Here is a 21355-nt window from a genome sequence, read left to right as displayed (position 1 = left end):
CTCGGGGGGCGTCCTTTCCTGGGGGCGACGAACCGCGCTGCGGCGTGCTGGACACCATCTTCGCTTGTCGTCACAGTGGCTGTTGAGGCGGGGCTCACCCCACGAGCGGCCGCGCCGAAGGGTACCGGTATAGCCGTTTTCGTGCACGAAGAGCCAGCGACGCGGCGAACAGCACCGGTCCGACGCGGCCGGTGTACATCGCGATCGTCAGCAGCCACTTGGAGGGCTCGGACAGGTCGTAGGTGATGCCGGTGGACTGGCCCATGGTCGCGAACGCGCTGGTCACCTCGAACATGATCGAGGTGATGTCGATGTCGGGCTCGAAGCGCTGCATGAGGAACACGCCGAACGCGTTGCAGGCGACGTACACGAGGGCGACGGTGAGCGCCTCGCGGATGACGGGCGGGTCGATGCGGCGGCGGAACGCGGTCACGTCCGGCTCGCCGCGCACCTCCGCCCAGATCACCAGGAGCAGCAGGAAGAAGGTGGTGACCTTGATGCCGCCGGCGGTCGAGGCGGAGCCGCCGCCGATGAACGCGAGGATGATCGAGGCGAGCAGCGAGTCCTCGCGCATCGCGCCGATGTCGATCGAGTTGAACCCGCTGGCGCGGACCATCGCCGACTGGAAGAACGCCGGCAGGATCCGGTCGTACCAGGCCCACTGGCCGAACGTCGCCGGGTTCGACCACTCGATGACGAGGTAGGCGCCCCAGCCGAGGACGATGAGGAGCCCCGAGCCGATGAGGGTGAGCTTGGTGTGGACCGACCACTGGCGCCGGCCCCAGTGGCGGCGGGTCACCTCGTAGATCACGGGCATGCCGAGGCTGCCGAGGATCGAGGCGAGCGCGACCGGCACGCAGATCCACGGGTCGGTCGCGAAGCCCATGAGCGAGTCGGTGAACAGCGCGAAGCCCGCGTTGTTGAACGAGCTCACCGAGTGGAACACGCCGTACCAGACGGCGGCGCCGAGGTCGTAGTCCAGGGCCGAGAAGCGGAGCGCGAGCGCGAGCGCGGCGACGGCCTCGACGATGAGCGAGAACACGATGGTGCGCAGCAGGATCGCCTTGAAGTCGCCGAGGTTGAGGGCCTGGCTGACCTCCATGCGGGTGGCGAGCTTGGTGCGCAGCCCGAGCTTGTGGGTGACGAGCAGGGCCATGAGGACCGCGCTCGTCATGATCCCGAAGCCGCCGATCTGGAACAGCAGCATGATGACGAACTGCCCGAACCAGGACCAGTGGACGGGCGTGTCGAGCACCGCCAGGCCCGTCACCGACACCGCGGAGGTGGAGGTGAACAGCGCGTCCGTGAAGCGCGTCGCCCGCGAGCCGACGTGCGCGACCGGGAGCATGAGGAGCAGCGTCCCCGCGAGGATGACCGCCACGAACAGGAGGGGGATGAGGCGGCCGGGGTGGCGGAAGAACGCCTTGACCTGCTGGATCATGTGGTGGACGCGAACGCCTCGACCTTGGTCGTGGCCCCGGAGACGATGAGGGTGTCCCCTTCGGAGACCACGGTGTCGGGGGTGGCGTACGTGAAGTCCTCGCCGGGCTGCTTGACGCCGACGACGGTGACGCCGTACTTCGAGCGCAGGCGCGACTCGCCGAGCGTCTTCCCGATCGCCTCGGTGGGGGCCTTGGTCTTCACGATCGCGAAGCCGTCGTCGAACTCGATGAAGTCGAGCATGCGCCCGCTCACCAGGTGCGCGACCCGCTCGCCCATCGCCCACTCCGGATAGACGACGTGGTGGGCGCCGGTGCGGTGGAGGATCTGGCCGTGCTTGGCGTTGATGGCCTTCGCCCAGATCTCGCGGACGCCGGCCTCCTCGCAGGCGAGGACGGTGAGGACGCTCGCCTCGATGTCGGTGCCGATCGCGACCACGACGTGGTCGAACTCGCCGATGCCGAGCTGGACCAGGACCGCGGACTCGGTCGAGTCGGCCTGCACGACGTGCGTGAGGGTCTCGGAGGCGCGCTGGACGATCTCGGGCCGCTCGTCGATCGCGAGGACCTCGTGGCCCAGCCGTGTGAGCGACTCGGCGACGGCGGACCCGAAGCGGCCCAGGCCGATCACCGCGATGGTCTCTTCGGGGAGGTTCTCGCCCCGGCCGAACAGGTTCATCGGCTCGTCTCCCGGCGTGGATCAGGTGCTGACACGAAGTCTGATTCTGCCACCCGTCCGCACCCCGCGGGCGCCGCGGCCGCCCGGCGGCCGGACAGGAATGAGGAGGGCGGTCGATAACCCCTCATGACCGCCCCCCTCGAACACCCCTAACACTCTCCAAGGATGGAGGAGTCTCCAATCCTACTCCGCCAGCACGGCCCGGAGGAAGTCCTGAGTGCGGGCTTCTTGCGGCTCGGAGAACATCGCCTCGGGCGGGCCCTGCTCGACGATCCGGCCGCCGTCGAACATCATCACGCGGTCGGAGACGTCGCGGGCGAAGCCCATCTCGTGCGTCACGCACAGCATCGTGATGCTCGTGGAGCCGGCGACGTCGCGCAGGACCGCGAGGACGTCCGCGACGAGCTCGGGGTCGAGGGCGCTGGTGACCTCGTCGAGGAGGAGGACGTCCGGGTCCATCGCGAGCGCGCGGGCGATCGCCACGCGCTGCTGCTGGCCGCCGGACAGCCGCGAGGGGTACTCGCCGGTCTTCTCGGCGAGGCCGACCAGGTCGAGGAGGTCGAGCGCCTTCGCCTCGGCCTCCTCCTTGGAGCGGCCGGCGACGTGGACCTGCGCCTCGGTGACGTTGCGGAGCACCTTCATGTTCGGGAACAGGTTGAACTGCTGGAAGACCATGCCGACGCGGGAGCGGCGGCGGCGCAGCCACTGCTCGTTCGCGGGCACGAGCCGCCCGCGCTTCTCCATGTGCGAGTACGGCTCCCCTTCGAGCCAGACGACGCCGCCGTCGCGCTCGGGGTCGGCCTTCGGCGTCACCCGCTCGAGCGTCATGAGCAGCCTGAGGATCGTGGTCTTGCCCGAGCCGGAGGGCCCGATGAGCGTCACGCGCTCGCCGGGGTCGACCCGGAAGCTCAGCTCGTCGAGGACCTTGAGGTCCCCGAAGGACTTGTCGACGCGGTCGAACTCGATCAGCGGCTCAGTAGTGGGACTTGGCAAGGCGAATCTCCAATCTCCGCATCGCGACCGCCACGGGGTAGGAGGCGGCGAGGAACAGCAGGCCGGCGATGGTGTACCCCTCGACCGCCCCGGTGTAGTGCTGGCCCTGGAAGGCCCGGGCCTCGGCGATCATCTCCATGACGCCGATGACGAACAGGGTCGGCACCTCCTTGAACATGGCGATGATCCAGTTGCCGACGGCGGCCGCGGAGCGGCGCGCCATCTGGGGGAGGACCACCGCGCCCCAGACCCGGCGGGTCGGGAGGTTGAGCGCCGTCGCGGCCTCCCACTGGCCCTTGGGGATCGCGTCGATCCCGGCCCGGTAGGTCTCGGAGGTGTAGGACGCGTAGTGCACGCCGAGGACGGCCGAGCCGACCGCGAACGCGCTCCAGTCGGGGTTGACGTACAGGCTCGTCGCCGTCCAGACGATGAGCACCTGCACCAGCAGCGGGGTGTTCCGGATGAACTGGAAGGCCCCGCTCAGGGGCCTGCGCAGCCAGGCGGGCCCGTTGCGCTCGCCGACGGCGACGAGCAGGCCCAGGACGACCGCGATCACGCCGGCCACCAGGGTGACCTGGAGGACCACGAGGAAGCCGTCCCACATGGCCGGGAAGATCTCCCGGACCGTCGCGTTGCTCCAGCCGGTCTGCACTACCGCGCACCCCCCGCCGCCACGGCCGGCGCGAGCCGGCCCTTCGCGGGCCGCGCGTCGACGCCGAGGCCGCGCTTGGCCCGGCGCTCCAGCGCCCGCATGCCGGTCCAGATGAGCCAGGCGAGGACGAAGTAGATCACCAGCACCACCGCGTAGTGCAGCAGCCGGTCCTGCCCGGGCTGCTTGCCGATGAGCCCGGCCAGCCACGTGATGTCGAGGATGCCGATGACCGACACCAGGGCCGAGGCCTTGAGCAGCATGATCGCGAACGCGCACAGCGAGGGGATCATCTCGGGCCACGCCTGGGGCAGGACGACCAGCCGCATCCGCTGGAGCGGGGTCAGGTTCAGGGCCACGGACGCCTCGAGCTGCCCCTGCGGGACCGCGGCGATCGCGCCGCGCACCACCTCGGAGCAGTAGGCGCCGTAGTTGAGGCCGAGGGCGATGACGCCGGCGGCGATGAGGTGGTCGAACTGGACGCCCAGCACGACCGGCATCGCGTACGCGAACCAGAACAGCTGCACCACCACCGAGGAGCCGCGGAAGAACTCCACGAACACCCGCGCCGGGGCGCGCACCGCCAGACGCCGCGAGGCCGTCATGAGCCCGAGCGCGAACGCGAGGACGAGCGCCAGCGCCGCGGAGGCGGCCGTGACCCCGACGGTGACCAGCAGCGGCTCGCCGTACCGGGGGAGCGATTCGATGACCGCTTCGAAGTCCATGGACCCTCCCTACTGGTAGGTGTCCGGGCAGAGCTCCTCGGCCGTGACGCCGTCGGGGAGGTTCTCCTCGACGGTGTAGCCGTACGGGCCGGTGAGCTCCTCCCACGTCGCGGGGTCGGCGATGAGCCGCTCCAGTTCGCCGTTGACCGCGTCGCGGAAGTCGGCGTCGCCCGGCTGGAACACGGCCGCGCCGGCGCCGATGATGTCCTCGCCGGTCTCGGGGTCGACGAGCCAGAACCCGTCGGTGACCTCCAGCTCGGGGTCGGCCTCGGCCGCGAGGCGCAGGTTCGCGCTGGTGAGCGCGATCGCGTCGCAGCGGCCGGCCTTGAGCTCCAGGATGAGCGAGTCGAGGTTGGCCTGCACGTTGATGCGGTCCTCGCCGAAGACCGCGTCGGCGATCTCCTGCTCGCTGGTGCCGTTCATGACGCCGACGACGCCGTCGCCCTCGGCCATGGTGTTGAAGTCGGTGTGGCCGCCGGGGTTCCCGGCCAGGGTCATGAGCGCGTCGGGCATGACGTACTCGGGGTTCGCGAAGGCCACGGCCTCGCACCGCTCGGGCGTGACGTACATGCCGGCGATGACCATGTCGTGGTTGGTGCCCAGGCCGGTGATGAGCGAGTCCCACTCGGTGAGCTTCCACTCGATCTGGTCGGGCTTGATCCCGAGCCGGTCGAGCAGGTAGAGCTGGGTGTCCACCGACGAGCCGGTGACGGCGCCGTCGTCGCCGGTGTAGGCGTAGGGGGCCTCGTCGGCGTAGGCGACGCGGATGGTCCCGCCGCCCTGGGCCTCCTCCAGCAGGCCCCCGCCCCCGCCGCCGTCGGTCCGCGAGCAGGCCCCGAGGGCGAGGGCCGCGGCCCCGGCGGAGCCGCCGAGGAGCAGCCGGCGGCGGTTGAGATGCAGTTCGTTCGACACGTGTCGCCTCCTGAGTCGGTCGGGGTGTCTTGCCGACCCTAACGTTCTATTGTAAGTTTGTCGACAATCAGATTATCGACGTTCGGTAACGAAAGCGCAAGCCGCCCGGAGCGGCCCGCGGCACCGCCCGCCCGCCCGGCGCAACCGGGTCCCGACACCGAACGTGGTGTACGGGTCGGCAGTAAGATGCTGCCCAGAAGCGACAGAGGGAGAACGGGACGACGTGGCGACTCGCAGCAGCGGACTGAGCGGGCTCGAAGGCGGCCGCCAAGTGGGGCGGCTCGCCCCCGTGCGCCGCGCCTCGACGGTGGACCTCATCGCCGAGCGCCTCCGCGAAGCGGTCGTCGACGGCTCCCTGCCGCCCGGCACCGTCCTCGGCGAGGCCGAACTCGCCTACCAGCTCGGCGTCAGCCGCGGCCCCCTCCGCGAGGCCATGCAGCGCCTCACCGCCGAAGGACTCCTGGTCATCCCGCGCCGCCGCGGCCTCGCCGTGCGCACCATGACCCCCGAGGACGTGCGCGACATCCACTGGCTCCGCGCCCGCATCGAGCCCGAGCTCGGCCGCCGCATCCTCACCCTCCCCGCCGCCGAGCGCCGCACCGTCCTCGCCGAACTCGGCGCCGAGGTCAAGCGCATGCAGCGCGCCCTCAAGAAGGACGACGCCCGCGCCCTCGGCGACGCCTACCTCGACTTCCACCGCGTCCTCGCCGCCTGGGGCGGGTCCCTGCGCCTCGCCCGCATGCTCGGCACCCTCCTCATCGAGACGCGCCTGTGCACCTTCTCGATGTTCGAGCACTTCGAGGTCCACCGCGACCTCGTCGCCGAGCACGTCGGCTTCGTCGAGGCGCTGGCGGCCGAGGACGGCGAGCGCTTCGAGGCCCTCGTCCAGGTCCACCTGGAGGCCGAGGTGCGGCGGCTCCTCGCCGAGCCCGAGGACGCCACAGAGGACGAATCGGACCGGCTGCTGGCCGAGACCCCGGGCGAGCCGCAGCCGCTCGACCGCCTCGACCTCCCCGAGGGGCTCTGAGAACCCCTGCCGCGCAGCACGTGTCGTACGGGGTAAATTTCCCGACTTGGCATGTTCCGTCGGTGGACTGTGCGTTATGCAACCGATATAACTGAGGCTCCCCAGTCCGGACACAATTCGAGACGGAGCCCGAAATGTCCCTCCCCCGGCGAATCACCGCAATGGCGGCGGCCCTGGCCGCCGCCGTCGTGTCGGTCCTGGCGCTGACCAGCGGCGCCGCCCAAGCCCAGACCTTCGAGTACGTGGCCCTCGGCGACTCGTACGCCTCCGGCGTCGGCACCCGCTCGTACCTCGACGACGGCAGCGGGTGCTCGCGCTCCGCGGCCGCCTACCCGTCCCTGCTCGCCGAGGAGCTCGGCGCCGACCTCGAGTTCGCCGCCTGCGGCGGCGCGAAGACCGGCGACGTCCTGAACGACCAGCTCGGCGCGCTCTCGGCCTCCACCGACCTCGTGACGATCACCGTGGGCGGCAACGACACCGGCTGGGCCGGGGTCGTGCAGCGGTGCGCCTACCCGTACCCGTGGACCTGCGACGCGCAGATCGACGCCGCCGAGGCGTACATCCGCAACCAGCTGCCCGCCCGGCTCCACGCCGTCTACGACGCCGTCGAGGCCGCCGCCCCGAACGCGCAGGTCGTCGTCCTCGGCTACCCGCGCCTGTTCAACGGCGAGGAGTGCAACGCCATCACCCGCATCAGCCCCGGCGAGCAGTCGCAGCTCAACGCCGCGGCCGACCTCCTCGCCAGCGTCATCGGCACCGTCGCGGCGAGCCACGACTTCGACTACATCGACGTGCGCTCCGCCTTCCACGGCCACGCCGTCTGCGACGACACCGAGTGGCTCAACGGCATCTCGTACCCGATCAGCGAGTCCTACCACCCCAACACCGCCGGCCAGCGCGACGGCTACTTCCGCCTGCTCGACGCGCTCGTGTGACCCGGACGCGCGGAGGGCCCCGGCGGCATCCGCCGGGGCCCTCCGCGCATGCTCGGGGGTCAGACCTCGCCGCACGCCTTCCAGACGCCGTCTTCCTTCACGAAGTCCATGGTGTCGGGCTCGTTCTCGACCGGCTCGGACGTCCAGCCGGTGATCGACAGCCCGTCGTCGCCGAACTCGGGCACCGGCGAGTTGTAGCTGACGGTGTAGTCGACCGTCGCGGTGTCGCCGTTCTCGGTGGAGCCGGTGATCTCGTACGAGAAGTTCACGTCGATGTCGATCGGGGGCACGTCCGACATGCCCTGCTCCTCCATCATGGAGCTGTAGTCGAACTCGTCGGCCATGCCCTCCATCTCGGCGAGCATGTCGTCGCACAGGAACGGCTTGAAGTCCTCGATGACGCCCTCGACCGCGGCGGTGTCGCCGGAGTACGCGGCCTCGAACATGTCGCCCATGAGCGGGAGCGCCTTGTTGGCGACGTCCTCGGGGGAGTCGGAGGCGCTCGGCGCGCCCGCGCCGCCCCACGGCTTGAGCACCACGAGGACGATCGCGAGGATCAGGACGACCGCGCCGCCGGCGATGCCGAGGATCAGCGGGGTCTTCGACTTCGGGGCCGGCGGCAGCGGCGCGCCGTAGCCCGGCTGGGCGCCGTACCCGGGCTGCTGCCCGTAGCCCGGCTGCTGCCCGTATCCGGGCTGCTGGGGCTGCTGGCCGTACCCCGGCTGCTGCCCGTAGCCCGGCTGGGCGCCGTATCCGGGCTGCTGCCCGTAGCCCGGTTGCTGGCCGTACCCGGGCTGCTGGGGCTGCTGGCCGTACCCCGGCTGCTGCCCGTAGGGCGGTTGCTGATTGGGGTCGAACCCCGGCTGCTGCGGCGGGTAGGCCATGACGCTTCCTCGTTTTGTCGGGAGTGTGTCGCGCCAGGCTAACACGGGTGGGCCACCCCTGAATCCCCAGAAAACGCCAAAGCCGCCGCGGACCCTACGGTCCGCGGCGGCCTCAGGCGTCACTGGGCGTCAGCCGCCCTCCTGGGCGGTCTCCTCGCCCGTGTCGTAGCGCGTCGCCTCGCTGTCGTCGATCGTCAGCTGCTTCCGCGCCTCCCACGGGTCCAGGTCGGTGCCCGGGGGCACCAGCGAGAGCATCGTGTCCGGCACCGACACCGCCGCCACCCCCTGGTAGCCGAGGAGGTTCTGCGTCGAGTCCGTCTGGCCCTCGTCGACGATCCCGTACTGGAAGCCCAGGCTGTCGATCAGGTACGTGTTGCCCTGGACGGTCGCGCCCTCGTCGGTGCGCGCGTCGGCGAGCACGGCCCGGCCCGGCGCCAGCACCGTCTGCGCGGCGAGGTTGTCGACGCTGGAGTGGATGTCGCCGTCGGGGGTGAACTCGACCGACTCGGCCGCGCTCGTCAGCGTCTGCGGCGCCGAGTCGTACAGGGCGATCTCGATCTTCGTGTTGCCCTCCTCCTGCGCCTGCGGGTCGTACACCGCGCACAGCGCCGGCCGCTCGCCCTCGGGGTTCCACACCGCGTCCTTGAGGACGTCGGTCAGGAAGATGTCCGAGCCGTACGTCGCCTGCGCGCCGATCTCGTCGCGCACCTGCGGGGTCACGGTCACCGGCTCGCCGTACTCCGACTGGAGCAGCTCCATCTGGACCTCGGTGATCGGTGCGAACTCGTCGCCGTTGTCAGCGGTCTGGAGCAGCACGTAGAACGCGCCCGCGATCTCCAGCGGCTGCCCGTAGACCACGGTCGCCCCGGACTCGGTCTTGACGTCCTCGGTCGAGGTCGAGGTGAAGTACTGCTCGATGTCGACCTGCACCGGTGCGCCGTCCTTGATCGTCGTCATGACGTTCGCGTTGACCGGCACCGCCTGGTTCTCGTTCAGGCCCAGCGAGTTGAGCACGCTCAGGTCGTCGATCCGGTACTTGCGGTCGTTCCACAGCAGGTAGTACCGCTCCTCGCCCGCCTCGGCGTCCTCGGCGACCTTCGCGAGCACCCACTGCTCCTCGCCGAGCCACGACGTCGGCTCCGCCATGTCCTCGATCACCAGCTGCGTCAGCTGGAACGCGTCGGTGCTGCCGACCTCGCGCGGCATCGAGCACGCGTTCCAGTCCTGGTCCTGGAGGAGCTCCTCCTTCGTCGGCGGCTGCGCGGGCACGTCGGTCAGGCCGACCATGAAGCCGCGCGGGATGTCCTTGAGCGACGTCGCCTTCAGCGACTGCACCGGCGGGTCGCCCTGGTAGGGCTGGAGCAGCAGCAGCGCCGACGTGAAGTTCGTGACCGGCCACAGCTTCGCCTCGTTGCCCTCGCTCGGGTCCTTGCCGTCCGCGGTCGTGTACACGTACAGCGCGCTGGTGCCCTTGACCTGGATGATGTGGTTCAGCTGCGGCAGGTCGTTGCCCTTGCCGAACAGCGTCGCCACGGCGAAGCCGCCGAACACCAGCGCCAGCACCATGACCGACACGAAGATCGACAGGCCGATGCGCCGCAGCGGCCGCTCGATCGAGTCGGGGTTGGCCAGCACCAGCGCCTGGTTCATCCGCGAGGTGATGAACTTGTGGGCGTCCACCTGCTCGCGGCGGGAACGCATCTGGGGCATCGGAATTCGCCTCTCGGATCGTGGGGGAGTCGGGGCTAGCCCCGCAGCGACAGCGCGATGTCGTACAGGTTGCAGACCCAGCCGACCAGCGGCAGGATCGACACGATGAGCAGCGCCTCGATGATGTCGAGGCTGCGGCCCCAGGTGGGCGCGATCTTCTTGCCGGCCACGGCCAGGCCGTAGACCATCGCGATGAGCGTCAGCAGCGTGAGCGCGCCGAGGATCACGGTGAGGCGCAGCAGGATGTTGCCCTCGCTCGCCACGAAGATCGCGGCGAGGGTCGCGGCCAGGCCGCCCATGCCGCCGGTGAGCATCACGATGCGCGCCGGGCGGTCCTCGATCGTGCGGGCGCGGCTGAGCAGCACCAGCGACAGGATCGTGGAGAGGATCAGGCCCGGGAGCGTCCCCGAGAACGCCAGCGCGATCGCCGACACCAGGCCGGTGACCGCCGCGAACGAGTACAGCGCCTCCAGGTAGTTCCCGGCGTGCTCGGAGAGCTTCAGGATCCGCTTGCCGTCGATGGCCTCGGTGTCGCCCTCCTTCAGCTCCTCGGTCGTCGTCGGGAGCGTCGGGGTCGGCACCATCGCCATCGTGAGCGCCAGGCGCGGCGCGCCCGGCAGGATCGCCAGCGCCAGCGGCGCCGCGATGCCCGCGGCCGTCGCGGCCGTGCCCTGCGGGATCACCATCATCAGCGCCGTCGAGACGCCCAGGACCACGGCTCCGAGGATCGTCACGATGAACACCGGCGCCGAGGCCATGTCGCCCACGGCCACCATCGCCAGCACGCTGAACAGCAGGATCGCCGAGGCCGCGATGAGCACGTGCGGCCCGGCCAGGTCGAACAGGCCCCGCTGCCCGGCGGCGATGAGCAGGCCGCCCACGCCGGAGTACAGGACGGCGGTGACGCCGAAGTAGGTGGCGGCGCGCGAGTCGCCGACGGCGCGCGAGAGCAGCGCCGAGGCGCCGACCAGGACCAGCGCCACCGACAGGGCCACGATCGCGCTCGCGAGGTGGGCGGTCAGCAGCAGCGCGATCGCGCCGACGCCGAGGGCGGCGGTGCCGACGCCGACGCTGAAGCGCTTCGTCGCGAGGTAGTCCCAGCGGTTGCCGCGCTGCTCGGTCGCGGTGGCGACCGCGTCGATGATGTCGTCGAACACGATCTCGGGCTTGGCCGCGTCCGCCGGGTTCAGGTACAGCATCTCGCCGTCGCTGATCGACAGCTGCGAGCACGAGTGCCCGGTGTCGATCGCGTCCTCGCCGAGGCGCGACAGGATCCAGCCGCCGTTGTCTCCCGCCTCGTCGATGTAGTACTCGCCGGCCTGGTGCAGGATCGTGGGCAGCAGGTCGGAGAGGGGGATGTCAGAGGGCAGTGCGAGGTCGATCCTGGTGCGTGGACTGACGATCGTCACCCTGGAGAGAGTGGCCGACTTGGTGCTCACCGCGCGAACCTCCGGGTCGGGTCGGAATCGGGGGGACTGTAAAAGGATAAATCCCGCATGCAACGGCGGGTGTACCGGCCGAGTGGCGATGCGGTTCTACCCTGTTAGTGCGATACTCGACAGAGCGCACTTATATCTTTTATACGGCAGCGCCCAAGTTACGGCTAGCAGCGTCGCCGTGGCACGCGCATCCCCCGGTGAGTACAAGGACCCTCTGTGACGACCAAACTCTTCCGCAGGCCGCCGCGCAAGCGCGGGCCCCAGGCCCCCCGCGGCGACATCCTCCTGGAGTCGCCGCCGGACATGCCCGATCCGCAGCCGAAGAACATCTCGCAGTATCTGATGATCCTGCCGATGCTCGCCGGCGCCGCCGCCATGGCCATGATGATGATGAGCCGGTCCACCGGCGGCAGCGGCGGCAACAACACGATGCGCATCGCCATGGGCGCGATGATGGGCATCTCCATGGTCGGCATGATGGCCACCAACCTGGGCGGCAACCGGGCCCAGAAGAAGGCCGAGTTCAACGCCGACCGGCGCGACTACATGCGCTACCTCAACCAGGTGCGGCGCCGCGCCCGGAAGGGCGCCGAGCGCCAGTGGCGCGCGGCCCGGTGGCGCCACCCCGACCCGAAGGCCCTGTGGTCGCTGGTGGGCTCGCGCCGCATGTGGGAGCGCCGCGCGAAGGACGACGACGCGCTCGACGTGCGCGTGGGCATCGGCAAGCAGCGCATGACGATGAAGCTGGTGCCGCCGGAGACGAAGCCGGTCGAGGACCTGGAGCCGATGACGTCGATGGCGCTGCGCCGCTTCGTCGCCGCCCACTCGAACGTCATCGACATCCCCCGGTCGATGAAGTACACCGAGGCCGCGCGGCTGGTCCTGCGCGGCGAGCGCGCCACCGTCATGGACAACCTGCGGGCCCAGCTGTGCCAGCTCGCGGTGCTCCACTCGCCCGACGACGTGCTCATCGCGGTCGTCGCGGACAACGAGCGGATGCCCGAGTGGCACTGGATGAAGTGGCTGCCGCACCTCCAGCACCCGTCCGCGGAGGACGGCGCCGGACCGGTCCGCATGTTCTACAACACCACCACGCAGCTGGAGAACTCCCTGCGCGAGCAGCTGTCGAGCCGCGGCGCGTGGTCGCCCGGCGCGACGGCCGGCGACAACCAGGCGCACCTGGTCGTCATCCTCGACGGCGGCGAGGTCGACCCGACCGGCATCATCGCCGCCGACGGCATGGCCGGCGTCACCGTCTTCGACTTCTCCGGCTACCTGCCGCGCAAGCCCGGACCGCAGATCAAGCTCTACGACGTCACCGCGGAGGAGATCTACACGGACCAGGCCGGCCGGCGCCGCGTGCTCGGCAAGCCCGACGGCCTCTCCTACAACCAGGCCGAGGGCATCGCGCGCTCGCTGGCGCCGTGGCGGCTCACGCTCAAGGGCGCGACGGGCGCGACCGAGTCCGGCGACGAGGACGCCTCGCCGATGGCGAACCCGTCGAGCCTGCCGGAGATGCTCGGCTTCAACGACGCCGCGGCGCTCGACCCGGCCGTGCACTGGCGCGAGAAGCCGATCAAGGACTACCTGAAGGTCCCGATCGGGCCCGGCCCGGACGGCGCGATCGTCGACATCGACTTCAAGGAGTCCGCGGTCGGCGGCATGGGCCCGCACGGGCTCCTCATCGGCGCCACCGGTTCCGGCAAGTCCGAGGTGCTCCGCACCATCGTCGGCTCGCTCATCGCCACGCACTCCTCGGAGGAGCTCAACTTCATCCTCGTCGACTTCAAGGGCGGCGCGACCTTCGCGGCCCTCGACGAGCTGCCGCACGTCTCGGCGGTCATCACCAACCTCGCCGACGAGATCGAGCTGGTCGACCGCATGGCCGACGCGCTCGAGGGCGAGCTGGTGCGCCGCCAGGAGGTGCTGCGCGCGACGGGCAACTTCACCAACCGGTGGGAGTACGAGAAGGCGCGCAAGGCCGGGCAGCCGCTCGACCCGATGCCGACCCTGCTCATCATCGCCGACGAGTTCTCCGAGATGCTCGTCGCGAAGCCCGAGTTCATCAACCTGTTCCTCCAGATCGGCCGCATCGGCCGCTCGATCGGCGTGCACATGCTGCTCGCCTCGCAGCGGCTCGAGGAGGGCAAGCTCAAGGGCCTCGACACGTTCCTGTCCTACCGGGTCGCGCTGCGCACCTTCTCCGCGCAGGAGTCGCGCACCGTCATCGGCTCGGGCGCCGCGTACGAGCTGCCGCAGGCCCCCGGCCACGGCTACCTCCAGGTCGGCACCCAGGACCTGGTGCGCTTCCGCGCCGCGTACGTCGGCGGCACCTACAAGCCGCCGAAGCGCGTCGCCTCGCGCGCCGAGCGCATCGCGGCCGTCCAGCACAAGGTGCAGCGGTTCCTGCCCGGCTTCGTGGAGCTCCCGCCGGAGCCCGAGGTCGAGGAGGAGCCCGAGGAAGAAGTGGTGGAGCCGGAGGCCGAGGACGAGAACGAGAAGCTCTCCGAACTCGAGGTCATGGTGAACAACTGCATCGGGATGGGCCGCCCGGCCCACCAGGTGTGGCTGCCGCCGCTGGCCGAGCCGCCGACCCTCGACCAGCTGCTCCCGCCGCTGGAGGCCGACCCGGTCCGGGGCCTCCAGCCGAAGGGGTTCTCGCTCAACGGGAAGCTCCACGCCGTCCTCGGCGAGGAGGACCGCCCGTTCGAGCAGAAGCGCAGCCCGTTCATCGTCGACCTCTCCGGCGCGCAGGGCACCGTCGCGATCGCCGGCGGGGCCCAGTCGGGCAAGTCGACGATGCTCCGGTCCATGATCGGCTCGCTCGCGCTCCTGCACACGCCGCGGGAAGTGCAGTTCTACTGCCTCGACTTCGGCGGCGGCACGCTCCGCGGCATCGAGGACCTCCCGCACGTCGCGGGCGTCTTCGGCCGGCAGGAGGAGGAGGGCGTGCGGCGCACGATCCAGGAGGTCACGACCATCCTGGACGAGCGCGAGGCGTTCTTCACCGCCAACAAGATCGACGGCATGGGCTCGTACCGCCGCATGAAGGAGCAGGGCCGGTTCCAGGAGGACCCGTACGGCGACGTGTTCCTGGTGATCGACAACTGGATGACGCTCCGCGAGGACTTCGAGCCGTTCGTGGACCAGGTCCGCGCCATCGGCAACCGCGGCCTGGCGTACGGCGTCCACGTCATGGTCACCTGCACCCGCTGGGGCGACATCCGCATGAACATGCGCGACATGTTCGGCCTGAAGCTGGAGCTGAAGCTCTCGGACAACATGGAGTCCGAGATCGACCGCAAGGCGGCGGCGAACGTGCCGAAGAACCGCCCCGGCCGCGGCCTCTCGCTCTCGAAGCTGCACATCCTGGCGGCCGTCCCCCGCATCGACTCGATCCGGGACGGCGACGACCTCCAGCCCGGCGTCGAGGACTTCGTGAAGAAGGTCAAGCAGGCGTGGCGCGGCCAGCCGTGCCCGCCGGTGCGCCTGCTGCCCAAGCAGCTGCACGTGGCCGACTTCCTCAAGGCGGTCGACCGCTCCAAGCCCGGCATCCCGATCGGCCTCAACGAGGCCGGCCTCAAGCCGGTGTACCTGGACTTCGCGAACGAGCCGCACATGCTCATCTTCGGCGACTCGGAGTCGGGCAAGACGAACCTGCTGCGCCACATCGCGCGGCAGATCCAGGCGACCTACCAGCCCACCGAGGCGAAGGTCATCATGGCCGACTACCGGCGCGGCATGCTCGAGGAGATCCAGAAGCCCACGCTGCTGGACTACGCCATGTCGGGCAAGCACTTCGAGGGTTCGGTCAAGAACCTGCGGGGGCCGATCGAGAAGCGCCTCCCCGGCGACGACGTGACGCCCGCGCAGCTGCGCGACCGCTCCTGGTGGACCGGCCCGGACCTGTACCTGATCGTCGACGACTACGAGATGGTCGCCCAGCGGACGAACCCGCTGACGGCCATCCAGGAGCTCATTCCGGTCGGCCGCGACATCGGCTTCCACGTGATCATCGCCCGCCGCGCCTCCGGTGCGACGCGCGCCATGCTGGACCCGATCGTCGGCCAGATCAAGTCGCTCGAATCCCCCGGCCTGCTCCTGAGCGGCAAGCGGGAGGAAGGCGCGATCTTCGGCAAGCTCCGCCCCAGCCCGCAGCCTCCGGGCCGCGGCACCCTGGTGCGCCGCAAGGACGGCGAGCAGCTCATCCAGACGACGCTGCTCCCGCCGAACGGCCAGGCGTAGCCACCGCCCGCAGGGCCGCCCTCCGATGCAACCGGAGGGCGGCCCTGCGGCGTACTACGCTCGTATCGGCGCGAATCCCCCTCGCGCTCCAGGACACCAAGGGCCCGAATGAAACCACTGCTCACGCCCCCCGGCATCGCCCCTGCGCCGCTCGCGGCCCGGGGCCGGGCGGCGTGGCCGCCGCCCGGCGTCCGCGCGCTCCAGGCGCTCCTGCTCGCCGAGGCCGCGGCCGTGGTCGCCGTCTGGCTGTGGTCCTGGCGCGGCGTCCAGGCGTACGCGTGGCCCGGCGTCGACAGCGGCCTGACCGAGCGCGGCCTCGCCTACCTCCTGGTCCTCGCGCCCGCCGTCCCGGTGAACGCCCTCGCCGCGATCTGGCTCGGCCGCGGCGGCCGCCGCGCCCGCCTCTACCTCGCCGCCGCCGGCGCCCTCGCCCTCGTCCAAGGGCTCCTCCTGCTGACGCCCGCGGCGATGCCGGTCCGCGAGGCCATGACCGACGGGGCCGCCGCCGTCGGCACCGCGTTCCTCACCGCCACGGCCCCGATCCTGTTCGCCGGAGCCGCCCTCGCCGCCACCGCGAAGGCGCGCGCCTGGCTCGGCCGCGAACCCGCCCGCCCGCGCGGCCGCATCGCCGGCGTCGAGACCGCCGTGTGGTCCCTCGCGCTCCTCCTCGCCGCCGGCACCGGCGCCGAGGTGCACCGGTGGTCCCTGGCGGCCGCCGAACCGGGCGAGCCCCGCGGCGAGTACACCGAGGCCGGCACCTGGCAGCGCCTCGAGGACGCCGTCGCCGAGACCACCGGCGCGCTCCCCGCGTTCTCCGGGTTCGCGACCCGCACCCTCGACGTCGCCGCGTGCGGCTACCGCACCCCCGCCGGGCTCGCCACCTACCGGTACACGCTCACCTACGAGCTGCGCACCGCCGACTTCCCCGCCTACGAGGCGGCCGTCCGGGCCCGCTGGGCCGAAGGCGACTACGAGCTGACCTACGACGGGGCGACCTTCGAGGGCGTGCGCCGCATCACCGCCGAGCGCGCCGACGAGATCGCCCTCGGCTACACCGGCGGCGACGCCCCGGCCCTCACCCTCGCCAGCGGCTGCGTCGAACGCGTCGGCGAACCGGAGTGCATACGGGCCCAAGGGGAGCCGACGACCGACGTGATCCGCGGCATCGCCTGCCGGGAGTGACTCACAGGCCCGAGTAGTCGGCCCCGCCGCCCCCGCCCGGCACGCCCTCGGGGAAGTACGCGTCCACGAGGTCCCCGGGCCCGCCCGGCGCGATTCCGCCCGCCGGGGGCACGTACTCGATCTCGCCCGGCGCGCTGCGCGCCACACACCCCGACTGGACCACCAGGCCGACGACGCCGGAGACCCGGTACCAGAGGTTCAGGCCGTCCCCGGTCAGCGCCTCCACGTTCCGGTCCACGCGGCCGCTCGCCAGCGCCGTCTCCTCGTTGCGGTGCACGTCGAGCCCGTCGGCCTCCCACCGGCCGCGCAGGGCGTCCGCGTACGTCTCGCGCACCAGCGGCTCGCCCCACAGCGGCTCGGCGAACATGTACGCGATCTCGACCCTGACGTGCTCGCCCCCGTGGTCGCACGGCACCTCGTGCCAGGTGCGGGAGGCGAAGCCGGGGAAGTCGGGCAGCGCTGCGACCGCCTCGGCCGCGGCGGCCTCCATCGGGGCGTACACGTCGGCCTGGCTGCGGCGCGGCGGTTCGGGTTCGGTCATGGAGCATCCTGCGAGCACTAGGAGGGCGGCGAGCGCGGTCCTCACCGCACGCCGCTGGTCTGGCCGGTGACGATATAGGCCATGTTGTCGCGGGCGGCGTTGCGGGGATGCCCGTTGTCGCCGTCCCAGTAGGAGGAGTGGTTGTCCGCGTTGTCCTTCCACAGCTCCTCGATCCCGTCGGCGTCGCGCGTCGCGTCGGACCGGAACGTGCGGCCGCCGAACGCGTCCGAGACGGGGTCGGTGCCGTGGACCAGGTCGTCGTGGTCGGACGCGAAGTACCCGACCGCGCCCCCGATGAGCCCGCCGAGTGGGCCGCCGAGCAGCCCGCCGGCGCCGCCGCCCGCGATCGCCCCGATCGCGTCCTCGCGGGCCCAGCCGATGATGTCCTCCTCGTTCCTGGTGGCCCACACCCGGTCCGGGTCGATTCCCAGGTCCGAGGCGGTGTCCACGCCGACGCCGGGGGAGCCGACGAACACCAGGCCGTCCACGTCCAGGCCGGCGTCGCGCGCCGCGATCCCCACGGTCGTCGAGCCGTACGAGTGGCCCGTCACCGTCACGCGCGACGCGCCGTCCTCGTCGGTGGCGCGCAGCCCGGACGCGAACGAGGAGAGGTTCTTCGCCGCGCCCTCGGCGTACGCCGCGTCCATCGCGTGCGGCACCACCTCGTCGGGGGCGTCGTACCCGAGCCACATCACCGACGCGGTCGACGCGCCCGGGTCGGCCCAGTACGCGTCGGCGGCCATGAGCCCGGCCCGGTCGATGCTTCCGCCGGCGTTCCCGAGGTCGGCCCCGGTGCCCGGCACCAGCACCGAGACGTTGTCGGCGGTGTCCGGGTTCCCGATCGCCACGATCGCCCTCCCGTCCTCCGCGGAGGAGTAGCCGAGCAGGTAGTGGTCGAGCGCGGGCCCGCCGGCCCCGATCTGGTACGGCTCGCTCACCTTGTCCCGCAACCGCTCCAGGTCCTCCCGGGTGCCGCGCAGGCCCTCGAGGCGCCGCTGGAGCCCCTCGTTTCCCGGATCGGCCGCGAGCCGGTCCTCGACGGCCTCGATCTCGCGTTCGCGGCGGTGCAGCTCCCCGTCGAGGAGGGTCCGGTTCGCGGTGTCCCTGACGTCTGCGGGGATGCCGTCGACCTGCGCGAGCAGCTCCGGCCGCGCCTCCAGCAGGCCCTGCTGCTCGAACGGCGACAGCCCGTCCCACCACGCGTTCACCTCGGCGGGGCCCGCGTCCCGGTCGAGCAGGTCCTGGAAGTCGTCCGCGAGCGCGACCCCGGCCGCCAGCTCCGCCCGCTCCCTGGCGTCGGTCGTGCCCGCGATCGCGGCGACCGCCGCGTGCAGCGTCTCGTCGGCCTCGCCGACGGCGTCGAGGACCGCCTCGATCCGCTGCTCGAGCGCGAGCGCGTCCGCGGCCGACTCGGCCGCCACGACCCCGTCGCCGTCCACCGTCGCTCCCGCCGGGAGCGACGCGAGCAGCTCCGCGAGCTCCTCCTGGCCGCGCTTGAAGACCGCCACCGCGTCCTCGATCGCCGCCGCGATGCGCCGGCACTCGCCGGCCCGCTCCACGGCGTCGTCCCCGATGAGCTTCACCCGCGACCGCACCTCGTCGGCGACCGTCCCGGTCCACTCGGCCTCCCCGATCCGCCGGCGCCGCAGCTCGTCGAGCTCGGCCTCCCGCTCCTCGAGCCGCCCGGCCTGCGCCCGCCACTGCTCCCCGACGGCCTCCAGCGGCCCCAAGTCCGCCTCGCGCAACGCGCTGTACGACACCCCCATCGCCTACTCCGGCGCCGGCGTCGTCCGCGAACCCGGATCGACCGGGAACACCTCGGGATCGGCGTACTGCGCGAACACCTCCGCGGTCACGGCGTCCAGCTCCACATGCTGCACCGCGTACACCGCCAGGAACTGCCCCAGCTCCTCCACACGGCCCCGCAGGCCGGGCACGACCGCGCCCTCCCACCGCTCGACGGCCTGCACCACTTCGCCGACCCCGCCGAACACCCCGGTGTCCACGGCATCGGCCAGGCCCCGGCCCTCGCGCGCCACCTGCCTGAAGTCCTCGTACAGCCCGTCCGAGGCCGCGAACATGGCGACACCGCCCTGCTTGAGCTCCTCGGGATCAAGTGAGAGGTCAGTCATGCCGTCCCCCAAGGGAACGGCGACGGGCAGGGCGGGGCGGGACCGGTGGGGCGCTCACGGGGGGTCCAATCTCTCGTGTGCCGATCAACACACAGCGTACAAATCCCAGGCAAACGGCCGATAGTGGCGACGCACGGAACGTCCCGTCCGTGATCGGATTGTTATGTTCACCCCGTGAACCTCCGTGTCTCGCAGGCCCGAAACAGGTCCGGTATGTTGTGGGGCAGAGCGGACAGCGCTGTAACGACCGGCACACGGAAGGGGTCCAACCCTATGGCCATACCTCTCACGCCAACCCCCGCCGAACCCCGAACCCCACACCGCGCCCTCCGCACCGCCCTCGGCGCCGGCCTCACCGCCCTGGCCGCCGCCGCGGCGCTGGCCGCGACCCCCGGGGCGGCGCTGGCCCAGGACACGACGCTCAACGACGAGAACGCCTGGGCGACCGACCTGATCCAGGCGCCCGCCGCCTGGGGGACCACGCAGGGCGAAGGCGTCACCGTTGCCGTACTGGATACCGGGATCGCCGAGCACCCGTTCTTCGAGGGCAAGGACATCCTGCCCGGGTACACGGCCTACTCAGATGAGCAGGACGCGTGGAACGACGCGGACGGCCACGGTTCCGCGGTCGCCGCCGCAGTGCTCCTCGCCGCGCCCAGAGCGACGATCATGCCGGTCCGGATGGATACAGGGGCCGACACCGACGGCCTTGGCGGTGCGATGGGTGAGACGGACGTCGAGGCCGTGAAGTGGGCGGTGGACAACGGCGCCGATGTGCTCGTTATCCCTTGGCATATTGACGGAAACGTGACCGGCGATCCCATCGAGATCATGCAGTATGCGATCGACAAGGGAGTGGTCGTAGTCGCCTCGGCGGGGAACGACCCCAGTGAGCCGGTCTTGTACCCGGCCTCGACACCGGGTGTCATCGCGGTGACCGGCGCGGACACCAACGGCGAATTCCTTTCGGAGTCCTCCAGCACTGGACCTGAGGTGGTGCTCTCCGCCCCGGCCGACGAGATGACGGTGCCGAAGCCGATTCTCGGAGCCCTTGCGGAAGACACCGACATCTACGCCACGGTCATCGGCGGCACGTCGATGGGCTCCGGGTTCGTCGGCGGTGTAGCGGCACTGACTTGGGCCGCCCATCCCGATCTCGATGCGAGCAACGTCATCCAGCGCCTCATCCAAACCGCTGGCGACGCCAGTGGAACCCGTGGCGACGAAGTGGGATACGGCCTCGTCAACGCCGACCAGGCCGTTCACGCCGAAGGCATCGAACCGGTCGAGGAGAACCCGCTCGGATATCCCATGGGCGAAGCCGGAGCCAGCGGCGCCACCCCCGACGACACCCAGTCCGCTGAGGAGGGTGGCGAAGAGCCCGGTGCCGCTTCAGGCGGCCCCTCGGCGGCAGCGGAAGGCAACAAGGAGTCGAACCTCTCGGCCATCATCGTCGTAGCCGCGGCGGTCGTCCTCGTCGGTGCTGCGATCGCCGTGTGGATCGTGCTCCGCGGGCGCGGTCGAAAGGCCGCCGCCGCGCAGCAGGGCGAGTTCACTCCGCCCGGCGGCCCGGGCCAGGGCGCGTTGCAGCAGCCGGCGCCGGCGCAGCAGACGTACGTTCCCCAAGGAGGCCAGAACTACGGCGGTCCCCCTCCGGGACAGCAGGGCTTCAGCAGCCCGCCGCAGGGGTTCAATCCGCCCGGCAACCCGGGGGAGCAGAGCCCCTGGAGACCGAGCGAGCCGAACCAGCGCTAACCAGAGCCCAAGGGCTGCAACCGAACTTCGGTTGCAGCCCTTCGTCTTACCTCAGAAAGAGAGATGAGGGCGGGCGGCCAGTGCCGCCCACCCTCATCGTCGTCTCAG

17 protein-coding genes are annotated in these 21355 nt (G+C 71.1%); 5 read left to right on the top strand and 12 right to left on the bottom strand.

Annotation, left to right across the window (positions count from 1 at the left end):
* Positions 1-94: 94 nt before the first annotated feature.
* From EIW28_RS10105 to EIW28_RS10080, 6 genes are all read right to left on the bottom strand, one after another.
* Entirely contained in the window at positions 95-1441 is a 1347-nt protein-coding gene (locus EIW28_RS10105; RefSeq protein ID WP_125247617.1) for a TrkH family potassium uptake protein, read from the bottom strand.
* Positions 1438-2118: a potassium channel family protein gene (locus EIW28_RS10100; RefSeq protein WP_125247616.1), complete on the bottom strand. Its 681-nt coding sequence runs from the start codon at positions 2116-2118 to the stop codon at positions 1438-1440. Before EIW28_RS10100 ends, EIW28_RS10105 begins: the two co-directional genes overlap by 4 nt.
* A gap of 183 nt (positions 2119-2301) precedes the next feature.
* Positions 2302-3111 carry an ectoine/hydroxyectoine ABC transporter ATP-binding protein EhuA gene (gene ehuA / locus EIW28_RS10095; RefSeq protein ID WP_269462602.1) on the bottom strand — a complete coding sequence of 270 codons (810 nt, stop codon included), beginning with the start codon at positions 3109-3111 and terminating at the stop codon, positions 2302-2304.
* Positions 3092-3763, bottom strand: coding sequence for an amino acid ABC transporter permease (locus EIW28_RS10090; protein ID WP_232013909.1), 672 nt, complete (start codon positions 3761-3763; stop codon positions 3092-3094). Before EIW28_RS10090 ends, ehuA begins: the two co-directional genes overlap by 20 nt.
* Positions 3763-4485 carry an ectoine/hydroxyectoine ABC transporter permease subunit EhuC gene (ehuC, locus tag EIW28_RS10085; protein ID WP_125247615.1) on the bottom strand — a complete coding sequence of 241 codons (723 nt, stop codon included), beginning with the start codon at positions 4483-4485 and terminating at the stop codon, positions 3763-3765. The genes EIW28_RS10090 and ehuC overlap by 1 nt, the downstream gene beginning before the upstream one ends.
* Before the next feature lie 9 nt (positions 4486-4494).
* A complete protein-coding gene (locus tag EIW28_RS10080; RefSeq protein WP_125247614.1) occupies positions 4495-5397 on the bottom strand; it encodes a transporter substrate-binding domain-containing protein in 903 nt (300 codons plus the stop codon).
* Positions 5398-5620: 223 nt separating this feature from the next.
* Here EIW28_RS10080 and EIW28_RS10075 point away from each other — a divergent pair, with 223 nt between their 5' ends.
* On the top strand, positions 5621-6424 hold the full coding sequence (locus EIW28_RS10075; protein ID WP_197717191.1) for a GntR family transcriptional regulator: 804 nt from the start codon (positions 5621-5623) through the stop codon (positions 6422-6424).
* Positions 6425-6558: 134 nt separating this feature from the next.
* Positions 6559-7359, top strand: coding sequence for an SGNH/GDSL hydrolase family protein (locus EIW28_RS10070; protein WP_125247613.1), 801 nt, complete (start codon positions 6559-6561; stop codon positions 7357-7359).
* A 59-nt stretch (positions 7360-7418) separates the two neighbouring features.
* Here the strand turns inward: EIW28_RS10070 and EIW28_RS24500 are convergent, their stop codons facing one another.
* The 3 genes from EIW28_RS24500 to eccD all read right to left on the bottom strand — a co-directional run bounded on the left by EIW28_RS24500 (position 7419) and on the right by eccD (position 11392).
* Positions 7419-8243, bottom strand: a complete 825-nt coding sequence (locus EIW28_RS24500) for a nuclear transport factor 2 family protein (RefSeq protein ID WP_187350596.1) — start codon at positions 8241-8243, stop codon at positions 7419-7421.
* A gap of 129 nt (positions 8244-8372) precedes the next feature.
* On the bottom strand, positions 8373-9953 hold the full coding sequence (gene eccB, locus EIW28_RS10060) for a type VII secretion protein EccB (protein ID WP_125247612.1): 1581 nt from the start codon (positions 9951-9953) through the stop codon (positions 8373-8375).
* A gap of 35 nt (positions 9954-9988) precedes the next feature.
* Positions 9989-11392, bottom strand: coding sequence for a type VII secretion integral membrane protein EccD (eccD, locus tag EIW28_RS10055; protein ID WP_158630359.1), 1404 nt, complete (start codon positions 11390-11392; stop codon positions 9989-9991).
* Between the two features lie 216 nt (positions 11393-11608).
* Here eccD and eccCa point away from each other — a divergent pair, with 216 nt between their 5' ends.
* The gene (gene eccCa / locus EIW28_RS10050; RefSeq protein WP_125247610.1) at positions 11609-15637 is read left to right on the top strand and encodes a type VII secretion protein EccCa; all 4029 of its coding nucleotides are present in this window, start codon (positions 11609-11611) and stop codon (positions 15635-15637) included.
* Positions 15638-15745: 108 nt separating this feature from the next.
* Positions 15746-16819: a hypothetical protein gene (locus tag EIW28_RS25370; RefSeq protein WP_125247609.1), complete on the top strand. Its 1074-nt coding sequence runs from the start codon at positions 15746-15748 to the stop codon at positions 16817-16819.
* 1 nt (position 16820) lies between these two features.
* On the opposite strand, the gene EIW28_RS10040 is transcribed toward EIW28_RS25370, so the two are convergent.
* Genes EIW28_RS10040 through EIW28_RS10030 form a run of 3 tightly spaced genes read right to left on the bottom strand, consistent with a single transcriptional unit; the run spans position 16821 to position 19492 of the window.
* Entirely contained in the window at positions 16821-17360 is a 540-nt protein-coding gene (locus EIW28_RS10040; RefSeq protein WP_125247608.1) for a hypothetical protein, read from the bottom strand.
* A gap of 41 nt (positions 17361-17401) precedes the next feature.
* Positions 17402-19120 (bottom strand): alpha/beta hydrolase, encoded by a 1719-nt coding sequence (locus EIW28_RS10035; protein ID WP_125247607.1) that lies wholly within the window; start codon positions 19118-19120, stop codon positions 17402-17404.
* Between the two features lie 9 nt (positions 19121-19129).
* Positions 19130-19492, bottom strand: coding sequence for a hypothetical protein (locus EIW28_RS10030; protein WP_125247606.1), 363 nt, complete (start codon positions 19490-19492; stop codon positions 19130-19132).
* Between the two features lie 273 nt (positions 19493-19765).
* Here EIW28_RS10030 and EIW28_RS10025 point away from each other — a divergent pair, with 273 nt between their 5' ends.
* Positions 19766-21247, top strand: coding sequence for a S8 family peptidase (locus EIW28_RS10025; RefSeq protein WP_158630358.1), 1482 nt, complete (start codon positions 19766-19768; stop codon positions 21245-21247).
* The last annotated feature ends 108 nt before the right edge of the window (positions 21248-21355 follow it).

Origin of the sequence: Glycomyces terrestris, assembly GCF_003933745.1 — a bacterium.
Lineage (GTDB): Bacteria > Actinomycetota > Actinomycetes > Mycobacteriales > Micromonosporaceae > Glycomyces > Glycomyces terrestris.
Note: the sequence above shows the minus strand (reverse complement) of the source record. Positions and strands in the feature narration are given on the sequence as shown.

What these genes read in the sequence shown, in the direction of transcription:
- ehuC (WP_125247615.1), bottom strand. Translation starts at nt 4,485, where the DNA reads ATGGACTTCGAAGCGGTCATCGAATCGCTCCCCCGGTACGGCGAGCCG.
- eccB (WP_125247612.1), bottom strand. Translation starts at nt 9,953, where the DNA reads ATGCCCCAGATGCGTTCCCGCCGCGAGCAGGTGGACGCCCACAAGTTC.
- EIW28_RS10105 (WP_125247617.1), bottom strand. Translation starts at nt 1,441, where the DNA reads ATGATCCAGCAGGTCAAGGCGTTCTTCCGCCACCCCGGCCGCCTCATC.
- EIW28_RS24500 (WP_187350596.1), bottom strand. Translation starts at nt 8,243, where the DNA reads ATGGCCTACCCGCCGCAGCAGCCGGGGTTCGACCCCAATCAGCAACCG.
- EIW28_RS10070 (WP_125247613.1), top strand. Translation starts at nt 6,559, where the DNA reads ATGTCCCTCCCCCGGCGAATCACCGCAATGGCGGCGGCCCTGGCCGCC.
- EIW28_RS10100 (WP_125247616.1), bottom strand. Translation starts at nt 2,118, where the DNA reads ATGAACCTGTTCGGCCGGGGCGAGAACCTCCCCGAAGAGACCATCGCG.
- EIW28_RS25370 (WP_125247609.1), top strand. Translation starts at nt 15,746, where the DNA reads ATGAAACCACTGCTCACGCCCCCCGGCATCGCCCCTGCGCCGCTCGCG.
- EIW28_RS10030 (WP_125247606.1), bottom strand. Translation starts at nt 19,492, where the DNA reads ATGACTGACCTCTCACTTGATCCCGAGGAGCTCAAGCAGGGCGGTGTC.
- EIW28_RS10025 (WP_158630358.1), top strand. Translation starts at nt 19,766, where the DNA reads ATGGCCATACCTCTCACGCCAACCCCCGCCGAACCCCGAACCCCACAC.
- EIW28_RS10040 (WP_125247608.1), bottom strand. Translation starts at nt 17,360, where the DNA reads ATGACCGAACCCGAACCGCCGCGCCGCAGCCAGGCCGACGTGTACGCC.